At 71.2% G+C, this 14885-nt stretch carries 13 protein-coding genes; 11 read left to right on the forward strand and 2 right to left on the reverse strand.

Annotation, left to right across the window (positions count from 1 at the left end; genetic code table 11):
- Positions 1 to 144 precede the first annotated feature (144 nt).
- The 6 genes from ACFQ79_RS37330 (at position 145) to ACFQ79_RS37355 (ending at position 7067) form a co-directional block, all read left to right on the forward strand.
- Entirely contained in the window at positions 145 to 1773 is a 1629-nt protein-coding gene (locus tag ACFQ79_RS37330) for an ABC transporter substrate-binding protein (RefSeq protein ID WP_383591964.1), read from the forward strand.
- Between the two features lie 105 nt (positions 1774 to 1878).
- Positions 1879 to 2802: an ABC transporter permease gene (locus ACFQ79_RS37335; RefSeq protein WP_187622344.1), complete on the forward strand. Its 924-nt coding sequence runs from the start codon at positions 1879 to 1881 to the stop codon at positions 2800 to 2802.
- A complete protein-coding gene (locus ACFQ79_RS37340) occupies positions 2795 to 3790 on the forward strand; it encodes an ABC transporter permease (RefSeq protein WP_383591967.1) in 996 nt (331 codons plus the stop codon). Before ACFQ79_RS37335 ends, ACFQ79_RS37340 begins: the two co-directional genes overlap by 8 nt.
- A 6-nt stretch (positions 3791 to 3796) precedes the next feature.
- Entirely contained in the window at positions 3797 to 4780 is a 984-nt protein-coding gene (locus ACFQ79_RS37345) for an ABC transporter ATP-binding protein (RefSeq protein ID WP_383591969.1), read from the forward strand.
- Positions 4773 to 5936, forward strand: coding sequence for a dipeptide ABC transporter ATP-binding protein (locus ACFQ79_RS37350; RefSeq protein ID WP_383591973.1), 1164 nt, complete (start codon positions 4773 to 4775; stop codon positions 5934 to 5936). The genes ACFQ79_RS37345 and ACFQ79_RS37350 overlap by 8 nt, the downstream gene beginning before the upstream one ends.
- A gap of 192 nt (positions 5937 to 6128) precedes the next feature.
- Positions 6129 to 7067, forward strand: a complete 939-nt coding sequence (locus ACFQ79_RS37355) for a hypothetical protein (protein WP_383591976.1) — start codon at positions 6129 to 6131, stop codon at positions 7065 to 7067.
- A gap of 1 nt (position 7068) precedes the next feature.
- Here ACFQ79_RS37355 and ACFQ79_RS37360 read toward each other — a convergent pair whose 3' ends face one another.
- Positions 7069 to 9261: a prolyl oligopeptidase family serine peptidase gene (locus tag ACFQ79_RS37360; RefSeq protein WP_383591978.1), complete on the reverse strand. Its 2193-nt coding sequence runs from the start codon at positions 9259 to 9261 to the stop codon at positions 7069 to 7071.
- A gap of 181 nt (positions 9262 to 9442) precedes the next feature.
- On the opposite strand from ACFQ79_RS37360, the gene ACFQ79_RS37365 reads away from it, so the two are divergent.
- The 4 genes from ACFQ79_RS37365 (at position 9443) to ACFQ79_RS37380 (ending at position 13408) form a co-directional block, all read left to right on the forward strand.
- Positions 9443 to 9637 carry a hypothetical protein gene (locus tag ACFQ79_RS37365; RefSeq protein WP_030320669.1) on the forward strand — a complete coding sequence of 65 codons (195 nt, stop codon included), beginning with the start codon at positions 9443 to 9445 and terminating at the stop codon, positions 9635 to 9637.
- Between the two features lie 36 nt (positions 9638 to 9673).
- Positions 9674 to 10564, forward strand: coding sequence for an N-acetyl-1-D-myo-inositol-2-amino-2-deoxy-alpha-D-glucopyranoside deacetylase (mshB, locus tag ACFQ79_RS37370; protein WP_383591981.1), 891 nt, complete (start codon positions 9674 to 9676; stop codon positions 10562 to 10564).
- The gene (locus tag ACFQ79_RS37375) at positions 10561 to 10986 is read left to right on the forward strand and encodes a DUF6113 family protein (protein WP_383591982.1); all 426 of its coding nucleotides are present in this window, start codon (positions 10561 to 10563) and stop codon (positions 10984 to 10986) included. The genes mshB and ACFQ79_RS37375 overlap by 4 nt, the downstream gene beginning before the upstream one ends.
- Before the next feature lie 853 nt (positions 10987 to 11839).
- Positions 11840 to 13408 (forward strand): hypothetical protein, encoded by a 1569-nt coding sequence (locus ACFQ79_RS37380; protein ID WP_383591990.1) that lies wholly within the window; start codon positions 11840 to 11842, stop codon positions 13406 to 13408.
- Between the two features lie 210 nt (positions 13409 to 13618).
- On the opposite strand, the gene ACFQ79_RS37385 is transcribed toward ACFQ79_RS37380, so the two are convergent.
- A complete protein-coding gene (locus ACFQ79_RS37385) occupies positions 13619 to 13984 on the reverse strand; it encodes a DUF1304 domain-containing protein (protein WP_383591985.1) in 366 nt (121 codons plus the stop codon).
- 300 nt (positions 13985 to 14284) lie between these two features.
- On the opposite strand from ACFQ79_RS37385, the gene ACFQ79_RS37390 reads away from it, so the two are divergent.
- On the forward strand, positions 14285 to 14740 hold the full coding sequence (locus ACFQ79_RS37390; RefSeq protein ID WP_383591988.1) for a hypothetical protein: 456 nt from the start codon (positions 14285 to 14287) through the stop codon (positions 14738 to 14740).
- Positions 14741 to 14885: the final 145 nt, after the last annotated feature.

Consider the following 14885-nt stretch of genomic DNA (forward strand, 5'->3'; position numbering starts at 1 on the left):
GTTCCGTACGTACGGAACGGGGCGCCCTTCGTCGTGCCCTCCCGGAGCACCCGGGCACCGTCCGGCCGCCGTAAAAGTGCAGCACCGTCAATATCGGGTGATATTGGGGCCTAAGTCAGACTTAGGACATTCGGGAGGCACTCCATGCGCGGAGCCACGCACGCCAAGTGGGCCGCTCTGGCCACCGCAGTCGCCCTCGCGGCGACCGCCTGCGGCGGCGGCGACGACAGCGGCGGTGGCGGAGGGGCCGACGGCATCGTGAGTTCCTCGTGGGGCGACCCGCAGAACCCGCTGGAGCCCGCCAACACCAACGAGGTCCAGGGAGGCAAGGTCCTCTCCATGATCTTCCGCGGGCTCAAGCAGTACGACCCGAAGACCGGCGAGGCCAAGGACATGCTCGCCGAGAAGATCGAGACCACCGACTCGATCAACTTCACCATCACGGTCAAGGACGGCTGGACCTTCTCCAACGGCGAGAAGGTGACCGCCAAGTCCTTCGTCGACGCCTGGAACTACGGCGCCGATCTGAAGAACAACCAGAAGAACGCCTACTTCTTCGGCCAGATCGAGGGCTACGACAAGGTCCACCCCGAACAGGGCGAGCCGTCCGCCACGTCCATGTCAGGCCTCAAGGTCACCGGCCCCCAGACCTTCACGGTCAAGCTCACCCAGAAGTTCTCCACCTGGCCCATCACCCTCGGCTACGCGGCCTTCTCGCCGCTGCCCCAGGCCTTCTTCGACGACCGCCAGGCCTGGCTGTCGAAGCCGATCGGCAACGGGCCGTACACCGTGGACTCGTACTCCAAGGGCTCCCAGATGGCCCTCAAGCGCTGGGACGCCTACCCCGGCGCCGACAAGGCCCAGAACGGCGGCATCACCCTCAAGGTCTACACGGACAACAACACCGCGTACACCGACCTGACGGCCGGCAACCTCGACCTCGTCGACGACGTCCCCGCCTCCCAGCTCAAGAACGTCGAGGCCGACCTCGGCGACCGGTACATCAACGTCCCCGCCGGCATCATCCAGACCCTGTCCTTCCCGTTCTACGACCCGGCCTGGAACAAGCCCGGACAGGAGAAGCTCCGCCAGGGCCTCTCCATGGCGATCGACCGCAACCAGATCACCGAGACGATCTTCCAGAAGACCCGGACCCCGGCCGTCGACTGGACCTCCCCGGTCCTCGGCGAGGACGGCGGCTTCAAGGACATCTGCGGCGACTTCTGCAAGTACGACGCCGCCGAGGCGAAGAAGCTCGTCGCCGAGGGCGGCGGCATCCCCGGCGGCACGATGAAGATCTCGTACAACGCCGACACCGGCTCCCACAAGGAATGGGTCGACGCGGTCTGCAACTCCATCAACCGCGCCCTCGGCAACAACAAGGCCTGCGTCGGCAACCCGGTCGGCACCTTCGCCGACTTCCGCAACCAGGTCACCCAGTCGAAGATGGACGGCCCGTTCCGGGCCGGCTGGCAGATGGACTACCCGCTCATCCAGAACTTCCTCCAGCCGCTGTACTACACCAACGCCTCGTCCAACGACGGCAAGTACTCGGACCCTCAGTTCGACAAGCTGGTGAACGAGGCCAACGCCGAGGCCGACACCGCGAAGGCCATCGGGCTCTTCCAGCAGGCCGAGGAAGTCCTCAGGGACGACATGGGCGCCATTCCGCTCTGGTACCAGAACGGCAGCGCCGGCTACTCGGAGCGGGTCAGCAACGTCTCGCTGAACCCGTTCAGCGTCCCGGTCTACGACCAGATCAAGGTCAACTGACGTCGTAGCAGGTCGGAGGCGCACGGCCCGGCCCGCGGACCCCCGCGCCGCCGGGCCGTACGCCTTCCCCAGTCCTCTCCCCGGAGCCAACCCCCGGAGCCCCCCATGGGTCGATATGTGATCCGGCGGCTGCTGCAGATGATCCCGGTCTTCTTCGGCGCCACGCTGTTGATCTTTCTGATGGTGAACGTGATGGGCGACCCCATCGCCGGACTGTGCGGCGACCGCCAGTGCGACCCGGCGACCGCCGCCCAGCTGGAAAAGGAGTTCGGCCTCGACAAGCCCGTCTGGCAGCAATACCTCACGTACATGGGCAACGTCTTCACCGGAGACTTCGGCACCGCCTTCAACGGGCAGCCCGTCACCGAACTGATGGCCAGCGCCTTCCCCGTCACCATCCGGCTCACCATCGTCGCGATCTTCTTCGAGATCGTCATCGGCATCAGCCTCGGCGTCGTCACCGGCCTCAAGCGCGGCCGCCCCGTCGACACCACCGTCCTGCTGCTGACCCTGGTCGTCCTCTCCGTCCCGACCTTCGTCACCGGCCTCCTCGTCCAGCTCCTCCTCGGCGTCAAATGGGGCTGGATCAAACCGGCCGTCTCGCCCGAGGCCACCTTCAGCGAACTCATCGTGCCCGGCCTGGTCCTCGCCTCGGTCTCCCTGGCCTACGTCACCCGGCTCACCCGGACCTCGATCGCCGAGAACAAGCGCGCCGACTACGTCCGCACCGCCGTCGCCAAGGGCCTGCCCCGCCGCCGGGTCATCAGCCGGCACCTGCTCCGCAACAGCCTCATCCCCGTGGTGACGTTCATCGGTGCCGACGTCGGCGCCCTCATGGGCGGAGCCATCGTCACCGAACGGATCTTCAACATCCACGGCGTCGGCTACCAGCTCTACCAGGGCATCGTCCGCCAGAACACGCAGACCGTGGTGGGGTTCGTGACCATCCTCGTGCTGGTGTTCCTGCTGGCCAACCTCCTGGTCGACCTCCTGTACGCCGTCCTTGACCCGAGGATTCGCTATGCCTGACCAGCCCGAGCCGCTCGAGTCGTACGAAGAGGGCCAGGCCATCGCCCCCACCGGAGCCGGCGGGGCGTCCGACCTCGCGACGGCCGAAGGCGAGACCCTGGAGAAGACGCCCGGCGGCCCCCTGGGCACCGGCGCCGACAAGAAGCCCCGGTCCCTGTGGTCCGACGCCTGGCGCGACCTGCGCCGGAACCCGATCTTCATCGTCTCCTCGCTGGTGATCCTCTTCCTGGTCGTCATCTCCATCTGGCCCCAGCTGATCGCCTCCGGAGACCCCCTGGACTGCGACCTCTCCAAGGCCCAGGAAGGCTCCCAGCCCGGCCACCCCTTCGGCTTCAACGGCCAGGGCTGCGACGTCTACACCCGCACCGTCTACGGCGCCCGGACGTCCGTGACCGTCGGCGTCCTCGCCACCCTCGGCGTCGCCGTCCTCGGCAGCATCCTCGGCGGACTCGCCGGCTTCTTCGGCGGTGCGTGGGACGGCGTCCTCTCCCGGATCACCGACGTCTTCTTCGCCATCCCCGTCGTCCTCGGCGGCCTGGTGCTCCTCTCCGTGGTGACCAGCTCCACCGTCTGGCCCGTCATCGGCTTCATGGTGCTGCTCGGCTGGCCGCAGCTCTCCCGCATCGCCCGCGGCTCCGTCATCACCGCCAAACAGAACGACTACGTGCAGGCGGCCCGGGCCCTCGGCGCCTCCAACTCCCGGATGATGCTCCGCCACATCACGCCCAACGCCATCGCTCCGGTGATCGTCGTCGCCACCATCGCCCTCGGCACGTACATCGCGCTGGAGGCGACCCTGTCCTACCTCGGTGTCGGCCTGAAGCCGCCCACCGTCTCCTGGGGCATCGACATCTCCTCCGCGTCGCAGTACATCCGCAACGCGCCGCACATGCTGCTCTGGCCGGCCGGCGCGCTCGCCATCACCGTGCTCGCCTTCATCATGCTCGGCGACGCCGTCCGCGACGCCCTCGACCCGAAGCTGAGGTAGGGACCCATGCTGCTCGAAGTGCGCGACCTGCACGTGGAGTTCCACACCCGCGACGGGGTGGCCAAGGCCGTCAACGGCGTCGACTACTCCGTCGACGCGGGGGAGACCCTCGCCGTCCTCGGCGAGTCGGGCTCCGGCAAGTCCGTCACCGCCCAGGCCGTGATGGGCATCCTCGACGTCCCCCCGGGCAAGATCAGCCAGGGCGAGATCCTCTTCCAGGGCCGGGACCTGCTGAAGCTCAAGGAGGACGAGCGGCGCAAGATCCGCGGCGCCAAGATGGCGATGGTCTTCCAGGACGCGCTGTCCTCCCTCAACCCCGTGCTCAGCGTCGGCGACCAGCTCGGCGAGATGTTCCAGGTCCACCAGGGCATGTCACGCAAGGACTCCAAGGCCAAGGCCGTCGAACTGATGGACCGGGTCCGCATCCCCGCCGCCAAGGAACGCGTCGGCCAGTACCCCCACCAGTTCTCCGGCGGCATGCGCCAGCGCATCATGATCGCGATGGCGCTCGCCCTCGAACCCGAACTGATCATCGCCGACGAGCCCACCACCGCCCTCGACGTCACCGTCCAGGCCCAGGTCATGGACCTCCTCGCCGAACTCCAGCGCGAACTCAACATGGGCCTCATCCTCATCACCCACGACCTCGGCGTCGTCGCCGACGTCGCCGACAAGATCGCCGTCATGTACGCCGGCCGGATCGTCGAACAGGCCCCCGTCCACGAGATCTACAAGGCCCCCGCCCACCCCTACACCCGCGGCCTGCTCGACTCCATCCCCCGCCTCGACCAGAAGGGCCAGGAGCTCTACGCGATCAAGGGCCTCCCGCCCAACCTCCTCGCCATCCCGCCCGGCTGCGCCTTCAACCCCCGCTGCCCCATGGCCCAGGACGTCTGCCGCACCGACGTGCCCCCGCTCTACGACGTGACCGAGTCCCCGGTGCCGCGCTCCAGCGCCTGCCACTTCTGGAAGGAGTGCCTCCATGGCTGAGGCGATTCTCGAAGTCCGGGACCTCCACAAGCACTACCCGCTCACCCAGGGCATCGTCTTCAAGAAACAGGTCGGCTCCGTCAAGGCGGTCGACGGCGTCGACTTCGACCTCCACGCCGGCGAGACCCTCGGCATCGTCGGCGAATCCGGCTGCGGCAAGTCGACGGTCGCGAAGATGCTGGTCAACCTCGAACGGCCGACGTCCGGCTCGATCCGCTACAAGGGCGAGGACATCAGCAGGCTCTCCCCCCGCGCACTCAAGGCCGTCCGCCGCAACATCCAGATGGTGTTCCAGGACCCGTACACCTCGCTCAACCCGCGCATGACCGTCGGCGACATCATCGGCGAGCCGTACGAGATCCACCCCGAGGTCGCCCCCAAGGGCGACCGGCGCCGCAAGGTGCAGGACCTGCTCGACGTCGTCGGCCTCAACCCCGAATACATCAACCGGTACCCGCACCAGTTCTCCGGCGGTCAGCGCCAGCGCATCGGCATCGCCCGCGGCCTCGCCCTCCAGCCCGAGATCATCGTCGCCGACGAACCCGTGTCCGCCCTCGACGTCTCCGTCCAGGCGCAGGTCATCAACCTGATGGGGAACCTCCAGTCCGAGTTCTCCCTTTCGTACGTCTTCATCGCCCACGACCTGTCGATCGTGCGGCACATCTCCGACCGGGTCGGCGTCATGTACCTCGGCCGGATCGTCGAGATCGGCAGCGACGCCCAGATCTACGACCACCCCACCCACCCCTACACCCAGGCGCTGCTCTCCGCCGTCCCGGTCCCCGACCCCGAGGCGCGCGCCCACCGCGAGCGCATCATCCTCACCGGCGACGTCCCCTCCCCGGCCAACATCCCCTCCGGCTGCCGCTTCCGCACCCGCTGCTGGAAGGCCCAGGAACGCTGCGCCCTGGAGGTCCCGCTCCTCGCCGTCCCGGCCGTCTTCCGCCTCACGGACAGCCCGGCCAAGCACGACTCGGCCTGCCACTTCGCCGAGGAGAAGCACGTCGTCCCCTCGGAGGACACCGACGAAGGCCCCGGCACACCGCCGGTGACCGGCGACGGCGGATCCGGCACACCCCCGGTGACCGGCGACGAAGGCCCCGGCACACCGCCGGACGACGGAGCCGACCCCTTCAGGAAGCCCGAATCGCCTTAACGCGCAGGCAACTTCACCGAATCGGCTCCGATATACGAACAGGCCAGACTGCACAGCGTACGGCCGTGCGGGTGCCGTGAACCGGGCCGGGGCGCGCCATGTCGCCCCGGCCCGGACCCATGTGTTCCCGGCGCCCCACAGGTTTCGCGGAACCGCTTGTTTCGGTTGGTGGCGACCGTGAGTATCGGGACCGTGACTGTGACACGACCGGCACGTCTCACGGGCGCCGCGCTCTGCGCCGCGCTCGCCCTCACCGCCGCCGTGTGGATCCTCAAGGATCTCGCCGCGCTCGGCTCGCCCGCCGACCTCGCCTGGTACTGGGCCGGGGACCACCACTTCCTCATCCGGGGACGGTCCGCCACCTCCCTGATCGACGCCGTGCTGCTCGTCGTCTCCGCGGCCGCCGCGGCCGCCGCGATCCGCTCCCGGCACGCGGCCTCCGTGCTCGCCGCCACCGGCACCGTCACGCTGGCCCTGCGCCTGCCGGGTCTCTGGGAGCCCGACAGCGGCGCCCTCGTCACCGCCCTCGTCGAGCTCGCCCTCGCCGCCGGTCTGATCGTCACCGCCGCCGTCGGCCGGCGCCCGGCCGCCGCCTCGTACGAGCCGCTCCCCACCCGCCCGCGCACGGGCCCCGCCGTCGCCGCCGGAGTCCTCCTCGCGGCCGGCGCGCTCGTCGTGACCCTGTGGGAGCTGTACTGGGCCACCGAACTGCCCGTGGAGATCACCGTCGACCGCTTCACCGGCGGCCGGTCCATCATGAAGGCGACCCTCGCGCCCCCGCCCGGCTGGCTCTCGCTGATCCTCGTCGCCCTCTACGGGACCGCCGCCGTCTCCGCGTTCTCACGGGCCCGCCACAGCCGGGCCTTCGGACTGCTCGCCGGAGCGTTCCTGGCGGTCGGCGGTCTCGCCGAGGTCGCCAGGACCACCCGCTACGAACTGATCGGCGACTTCGCGGACCTCCCCAGCGCCGCCCGGCTGAGCGTCCTCACCGCCTTCTTCGGGCTGCTCGCCGGCATCGCCGTGCTCGTCCTGCTCGCCGGACGCGGCGCCCCCGCCGGAGCGCCGAGCCCGTACCCGCCGGCCGGGATGCCGCCCCCCGCCCCGCCCTACCCGCCGCCGCCCGGCTGGTGACTCAGTCCCGCGTCCCGCCGAGGGACCGCTCGAGGAAGTCCACCTGGAGCAGCAGCAGGTTCTCCGCGACCTGCTCCTGCGGCGTCATGTGGGTGACCCCCGACAGCGGCAGCACCTCGTGCGGCCGGCCCGCCGCGAGGAGCGCCGAGGAGAGCCGCAGCGCGTGCGCGACGACCACGTTGTCGTCCGCGAGACCGTGGACGATCATCATCGGCCGCGCGGGCACCTCCGGCGCCGAGAGCCCGTCGTCGGTGAGCAGCGACTGCGCCGCGTACACCTCGGGGTCGTCCTGCGGAGTGCCGAGGTACCGCTCGGTGTAGTGGGTGTCGTACAGCCGCCAGTCCGTCACCGGCGCCCCCACCACCGCCGCGTGGAACACGTCGGGGCGCCGCAGCACCGCCCGCGCCGCCAGATAGCCGCCGTACGACCAGCCCCGGATCGCCACCCGCTCCAGATCCAGCGGGAAACGCCCGGCGAGGCCCTGGAGCGCGTCCACCTGGTCGTCGAGGGTCGGCCCGAAGTCCCGTGCGATCGCCTTCTCCCAGGCGGGGGAGCGGCCAGGCGTGCCCCGACCGTCCGCCACGACGACCGCGAAGCCCTGATCGGCGAACCACTGGGACGTCAGATGCGCGTTGTGGGCGGCGAGCACCCGCGGCCCGTGCGGACCGCCGTACGGATCCATCAGGACCGGCAGCGGCCCGTTGCCCTCCGCGTACCCCGACGGCAGCAGCACCGCGCACGGGATCCGCCGCGCGCCGGCCTCCGTGAGCCGCACGCGCGCGCGGAGCACCGGATCCTGGGCGTACGAGGCCACCACCGCGACCTGCTCGCCGTCCCGCAGCACCCGCGCCACGCTCCCCGGCGTCTCCGGCCGCGCCGACACCAGCACGGTCACCGCGCCCGAGCGCACCGCGCCGTGCACCCCTACGCCCTCGGACAGCCGCTCCACGCCCTCACCGGTCACCCGGTACACATGGACCTCGCCGGTCTCCGGGAGAGCCGCCTCCGCGCCCGCGGACGCCGACACGAGGACGTCGTCCTCCCCGACGTCCAGCACCGCCCGGACGTGCAGCGCGGCATCCGTCAGCACCTCGTCGCCCACCGCCAGGGCCCGCGCCCCCGTCTCGTCCGTGAGCCGTACGAGACGCCCGTCGCGGGCGCCATCCGGGCCGAGTCCCGACGGAGCCCACGCCGGCACCCCCGGCAGCACCTCCAGCCACACCGGGTCCCGCTCCGCCCGTACCGTCCGCGTCTCCCCGGACTCCGGATCCACCGCCAGGAACACCTGCTCCCGCTGGTCCCGCGCCTGGACGAGCAGCAGCGGCGCCCCGGCCGCCGACCAGTGCACGCGCGCGAGGTACGGATACCGCTCCCGGTCCCACAGCACCTCCGTGCGGGCCCCGGCGAGGTCCATGACGAACAGCCGCACCTCCGCGTTGGCCGTACCCGCCGCCGGATACGCCACCCGCTGCGGCTCCCGGTCCGGATGCGCGGGGTCGGCGATCCACCAGCGCCGCACCGCCCGGTCGTCGGCGCGCGCCACGAGCAGCCGGTCCGAGGCGGGCGACCACCAGAAACCCCGGTCCCGGGTCATCTCCTCCGATGCGATGAATTCGGCCAATCCGTAGGACACATGCGCCTCCTCCGGAACGGCCAGCTCCCGGTCGCCCGAACCGTCCGCGCCCACCACCCGCAGCGCGCCCTCCGTCACGTACGCGACCAGGCGTCCGTCCGGCGAGGGCCGCGGATCGATCACCGGCCCGGGAACCGTCAGCTCCCGCGCCGTCCCCGCCCGCAGCTCCGCCGCGAACAGCCGCCCCGACAAGGCGAAGGCCGCCAACTCCACGGCGCCGTCCACCGCGTACGCCACCACACCGGCCGAGCCCTCCCGGCTCCGCTCCCGGCGCGCCCGTTCCTGCGGCGACAACTCCTCCGCACCGCCCGCGAGCAGCGCCTCCGGGTCGGCGGCCACCCGCTCCACCGGCGCGCCGCCGTCGCGGGGCAGGTCGAGGACCCACAGCCGGTGCGTCCGGTCCACACCGGACGCGGCCCTGACGAACACGACGCGCTCCCCGTCGGGGGAGACCGAGAAGGCACGCGGAACCCCCAGGGTGAACCGCTGGGTGCGGGCGTGACGGCGGGGGAAGGAGAGACCGGCAGGGGGTGTGGCCGGCTGCTGTCGAGACGAGGTCATGCGGCTGAAACTAGCGCTGTGCGCCCCCCTCGTGCCTCCGTCCGCCGATCGATGCGGCCGCACGGATAGTTATGATCCGTAGCGCTAGGTGGGTATGCATCCGACGGGCCTGCCCCCTGGCACATGCTGATCGACCGAACCAGTCGAATATCCGACCGAAGAAGTGTGGAGGTGAACCGCCGTGGCACTCTCGATCTCCGTGGTGGTGCTGCTGGCGATCGTCGTCTTCCTTCTGATCCGGAAATCCGGGTTGAAGGCTGGTCACGCGGCGATCAGCGCGCTCCTGGGCTTCTACCTGGCGAGCTCGTCCATCGCCCCGTCCATCAGCACCCTCACCACGAACGTGGCGAACATGGTCGGCGGCCTCAAGTTCTGAGCGCGCCCCCGCGCGCCGACCTCGTAGGGTGGGGACATGTCCGATCTCCCCGCCCGCCGTCTGCTGCTCGTGCACGCGCACCCGGACGACGAGTCGATCAACAACGGCGCCACCATGGCCAGGTACGCGGCCGAGGGCGCCCTCGTCACCCTGGTCACGTGCACGCTCGGCGAGGAGGGCGAGGTCATCCCGCCCGAGCTCGCCCATCTGGCCCCCGACCGGGAGGACCGGCTCGGCCCGTACCGGGTCGGCGAACTCGCCGCCGCGATGGCCGAGCTCGGGGTCACCGACCACCGGTTCCTCGGCGGCGCCGGGCGCTTCCGCGACTCCGGAATGATGGGCGTCGAACAGAACAAGCGCGCCAACGCCTTCTGGAACACGGACGTCGACACCGCCGCCCCGTACCTCGTCGAGGTGATCAGGGAGACCCGCCCGCAGGTCCTCGTCACCTACGACCCCGACGGCGGCTACGGACACCCGGACCACATCCAGGCCCACCGGGTCGCCATGCGCGCCGCGGAACTGGCCGAAGACCCGGCCTACCGCCCCGACCTGGGACCGGCCCACACGATCGCCAAGATCTACTGGAACCGGGTCCCGCGCCCGGTCGCCGAGGCCGGCTTCGCCCGGCTGCACGCCGAGGGCTCCGCCTTCCCGGCCGTCGCCGTCATCGACGACGTCCCCGGCGTCGTCGACGAGGACCGGATCACCGCCGAGATCGACGCGGGACCGGTGCACACGGCCCGCAAGAGCGCGGCGATGGCCGCGCACGCCACCCAAGTCGCGGTCGACGGCCCGTTCTTCGCCCTCTCGAACGACCTCGGCCAGCCGATCTTCACCACCGAGTACTACGAGTTGGTACGAGGTGTCCCGGGCGCCCCCGCCGGCACCCGCGAGACGGACCTCTTCGCCGGAGTGAGCGCATGAGCCCCAAGCCGCCCGCGACGCCCGCGAAGCCCACCCCGTCCAACGCCCCGACCGCACGCACCGCGTCCACCGTCTCCCGTAACGCCCGATTCGCCTGGTACGCGGGCCTGGTCGTCCTCGGCCTCCTCGTCGGAACCGCCGGCGCCCTCGTCCAAGCCGCCTGGCTCCCGCTCGGCTTGATCCTCGCCCTCCTCGCCACCGCCGCCCTCTTCTACGGCGGACTGCGGGCCACCGAGACCCAGGTCGGCGTCGTCGCGGGCGGCGTCGGCTGGCTCCTCGCCGTCATCCTGCTCAGCTTCGGACGCCCGGAGGGTGACGGAGTGTTCGGCGGAGGCGTCGGCGAGCTGCTCTTCCTCTTCGGCGGCATGGCGATCGCTGTGATGTGCACCACGCTGGCCCGGCTGCCCCGACCGATCCCGTGAACAGGACGACTTGAGTCCGTGGACGCCCTGACTTCGGCCGGATTGACCGTCGTCAGTCACCCAGGGGTCAGCTATGTGACGGCGGCGCCCAGTATGGTGGTGCGCGCCGCCGAACCGCCCGGGTTATACGAGCATCAGCAAGAGCGGGCGGTGGAGCCAACCGGGAGATCCTGCTTTGAGTCGTGAAACTGGTCGAGAGACTGACAGTTCGTCCTCCGGCGCCCAGGGGCGCGGTGGAGCCGCGTACCCCTCGGGTACACCGCCGTACGGATCCCGCCAGTATCCGTCGCTCCACCCCTCGCAGGACGCGCCGGCGGAGACCGCCGCCGCGCCCGCACCGCCGGAGGAGCCCAAGACCGAGACGACGCTGACGACCCGGATCCGGATCAACATCCCGGGTTCGCGTCCGATCCCGCCGGTCGTGGTCCGCACCACGGTCAACGAGTCGCCCACCGCGTCGCCGGCCACCGTGCCGGAGCCCGCTCCCGCCCCGGAGCCGGAACCGGAGCAGCCGGCGGCCCCCGAGCCTCCGCAGGCCGAGGAGGCGCCGAAGGCGAAGGAGACGAGCGACTGGTTCGCGCCCCGCAAGGCGGCGCCCCCGAGCCCGGCCTCCGAGCCCGCGCTGCCCCCGGCACCCGCCCCGGCCCCGAAGCCCGCTCCGGCCGGCACCGGACCGGACGACCGGGGCACCGGCTTCGCCGGCTCCGCGACCTCCGGCGTCCCGACGGTCGGCAACGCCCCGTCGAGCCGCCCGGTCACCCAGGGCAGGCCCGCGGGCAACCCGCTGTACGACGGCGGCACGCCGGCCGGCGGAACGCCGATGTACACGGGCACGCCGGCCGGCGGAACGCCGATGTACACGGGCACGCCGGCCGGCGGAACCCCGATGTACGACGGGACCCCCGCCGCCGGCTCGCCGAGGTGCGACGGCAACCCCGGCGCCGCACACCCCGGCGCCGGAAACCCGCTCTACGACGGCACCCCCGCCGCCGGCACCCCGATGTACACGGGCACGCCGGCCGGCGGCACGCCCGCGTACCGCGGCCCCGCCGCGCCGACCGGCCCCACGACGGGCCCGGTCACGGGCACGGCGGCGCTGGGCGGCCCGGGCGGCCAAGGCGGTCTGGCCGGCCTCGCCGGACCCTCCGGGCCGGGCCAGGGCGCGGGCTCCCCGTTCCCCGGCGGAGCACCCGGCGGCGCTCCCCGCATGTCCGACGACACCGCGATCCTCACCCCGCAGGCCCCCGCGCCGACCGCCCCAGGCCGAGGCGGGCCGGGTGGTCCCGGCGGACCGGGACGACCGGCCGACGGCGGTGGCAACGGCCACGTCTCCGGCGACACCCTCACCAGCGGCATCCCGGTCGTCCCGCCGAAGGCGGCCCGCCCGAACCTCACCCCCCGCATCGAGGAGCAGGCGAACCCGGCCCCCGCGCCGCGCCCCGCACCCGCCCCCAACCGCTCCGCCCCGGCGAAGAAGGGCCGCTCCAAGCTGGTCCTCGTCGCCGCCGGAGTCTTCGGCCTCGCCGGCGTCGCCTACGGAGCCGGGCTGCTCCTCAACCACTCCGACGTCCCGAAGGGGACCACGGTCCTCGGCGTGGACATCGGCGGCGGTACGAAGGAGGAGGCCGTCAACAAGCTGGACGCGGCCCTCGGCAAGCGCGCCGGGACTCCGCTCCAGCTCGGCATCGGCGGCAAGAAGGTCCAGCTCGCCCCGGACAAGGCGGGCCTGGCGCTCGACAGCGTGGAGACCGTCCGCGCCGCCGCGGGCAGCGACTACAACCCCGTCTCGGTCATCGGCTCCCTCTTCGGCGGCGAGCGGGTCGCCAAGCCGGTCTTCCCGGTCGACGAGGAGAAGCTCGCCGTCACCCTCGCCGACCTGGCCGGCACGTCCGCGTCGGCGACCGAGGGCACGATCCTGTTCGCCCCGAACAAGGTGACGCCCGTCGAGGGCAGGTCCGGCAAGGGCCTCGACGTCCAGCGCTCGATGATCTCCGTCCGGGACGCCTTCCGCGCCCAGGTCGAGACGGGTCAGACCAGGCTGGTCGAGCTGCCGGTCACCAACCGCCAGCCGAGCATCAGCAAGGCCGAGGTGGACCGGGCGATGAAGGAGTTCGCGACGCCCGCGATGTCCGACCGCATCACCATCCGGGCGGGCGGCAGGGAGATCCAGTTCGGCCCGGCGCGCTCGCTGCCGCAGATCCTCTCCATGAAGGCCGCCGGCGGCCGCCTGGAAGCGGTCTACGACACGAAGGCCATCGAGCGGCTCCTCGACGGCGCCTTCAAGGGCATCATGATCACGAAGGCCGACGGCACCAAGCAGGAGGTCTCGCCGGAGGACGTGGCCTCCGTGATGCGCGAGGCGCTGCTGGGCAAGACCAAGGCCGAACGCACCAAGACGATCGACCTGAACCCGAAGGGCTGACAGCCCGAGCGACGCGTTCCGAGCCCCCGCCCGAAGACCTCGGCCGGGGGCTCGGCGCGTGGCGGGGGCGGCGGCCCGAAGGTCGGAGGAGCGGATCGTCGCCACGCAGTGCGTGAACCGCACGCGTCGATGGGCGCCGTCCACGGCGATGACCTTGCCCCGGCCGGGGTGTACGCGTGACGACGCGACCGGCGTTCCTCCCCCGGCGGCTCAGTAGTGGGCGACGAGGACGGCGGAGAGGGCGAGTGCGCCGGGGAGGGCCTGGGCGAAGAGGATGCGGCGGTTGGCCGTGGCGGCGCCGTAGAGGCCGGCGATGATGACGCAAGACAGGAAGAAGACCCGGACGCGGAAGGCGATCGGGTCGTCGGCGATGAGGCCCCAGACGAGGCCGGCGGCGAGGAAGCCGTTGTAGAGCCCTTGGTTGGCCGCCATGGCAGCGGTGGCGCGCGCCGTCTTCGCGTCGAACCCGGAGAAGCGGCGGCCGATGTCCTTCTCCCACAGGAACATCTCCATCACCAGGATGTAGGCGTGCAGCAGGGCGACGAGGGCGACGAGGATGTCTGCGGTCAGCGGCATGGCCGCATTGTGCCGCCGGGTGGCCGGGGTCGGGGGAAGGCGCGCACCGACGCGACTCGCGGAGGGCGGTTCGCGAGAACGAACGGTTAATTCCGGATCCCAAACGAAAAAGCAGAGAATAGTCTTAAAAGCTCGGCGGAGGAGCCCCCGGACCGGGAGACTGTCTGTAACAGGCCTGCACACAGGCCTCGTTGGACAAAGTTCGCATCACATCCGGGGGATGACATGGCAGGAACTGCTCGTCGTTGGGCTGCGCGCATATCGGGCGTGGGAGCGGCATCGGCAATGATGTGCGGCGGGATGGCGGGCACGTCGTTCGCGATCGAGAACCCGCCGACGGTCACGATCAGCGTGAACTTCGGCGTGGTGGCGACCACGCATCCGGACACGGTGGGCTGCAACGGCTACAAGGTGATCGGGACGGGGACGGCCGGCGGGGCGCCGGTCAACGGAGCCGCGTGGGCGCAGGACGAGGTGGCGTGTACCGCGACGGTCCCCGGCAAGTACGACATCAAGGGGACGGCGACGCTGACGGAGAGCGACGGGGACAAGCTCTTCATCAGCTACGAGCTCTCGGCGCCGCTGACGTCGGACACGATGGTGTACCCCTCCGGCACGTTCAAGATCCTGCGGGGTGAGGGCAACTTCGAGGACTCGACCGGCGGTGGTCAGATGAACGCCAAGGTCAACCTGTTGGACCACGCGCACGCGAGCGCGACGCTGACGGGGTACATCCGGAAGTACTGGCAGATCTGATTCACGGCCACCCGCGGGGGGTGCTCGGCGGGTGGTGCGGGTGGGGGTGGTGGGGTTCCTTGGGGTGGGCCGGGTGTGTGGGCTTCTGGTGGGACCGCCCTCTTTCCGAGAGTCGCTCCTTCCGGTGGTGCGTCAAGGGCGCTCC

The organism is Streptomyces sp. NPDC056480 (assembly GCF_042795405.1).
In the GTDB taxonomy this organism is placed as follows: Bacteria; Actinomycetota; Actinomycetes; order Streptomycetales; family Streptomycetaceae; genus Streptomyces.